The 467-nt window shown below is 61.9% G+C and carries 1 pseudogene; it reads left to right on the top strand.

Annotation, left to right across the window (positions count from 1 at the left end):
* Positions 1-278: 278 nt before the first annotated feature.
* Positions 279-467 (top strand): annotated as a pseudogene (locus tag G6018_RS06360) (IS110 family transposase); the annotation flags it as partial.

Raw genomic sequence — 467 nt, 5'->3', positions numbered from 1 at the left:
GAGCGGGAGAACTCCGAGCTCCGCGCCGAAACGGCCTTCTTGAAAAAAGCAGCCGCTTACTTCGCGTCAGTACCAAAATGATGGTGGCCCGGTGGAGTTGGCTCGTTTTTTCGCTGCCGTAGGTGGCTTGTCCGCGATGTGCCGCCCCACCGGGTGTGCATCGCTGATCAAGGCCGTGGCCTGACAGGAGCTTGCTCGCTCGTCCTGCCCGACTGAGGCGTGCCCGACCTCGGTTGGCGATGCCGCACTTCACGATACGCAGCAGGAGGCGGTCCGCGGTGACTGTCATTGGAATTGATGCCCACAAGAACTGGCACACGCTCGTAGCTGTCGACGAGGTCGGCAGGAGGATCGATGTCCTCACGGTTGAGGCTCGGGCGGCTGGGCATCAGAAAATCATGACCTGGCTCGAGCAGTTCGAGGAGGTGATCATTGCGATCGAGAACTGCCGGCACCTGACCCGGCGC

Origin of the sequence: Dietzia sp. DQ11-44, assembly GCF_014145205.1 — a bacterium.
Classification (GTDB): domain Bacteria; phylum Actinomycetota; class Actinomycetes; order Mycobacteriales; family Mycobacteriaceae; genus Dietzia; species Dietzia natronolimnaea.
Note: the sequence above shows the minus strand (reverse complement) of the source record. Positions and strands in the feature narration are given on the sequence as shown.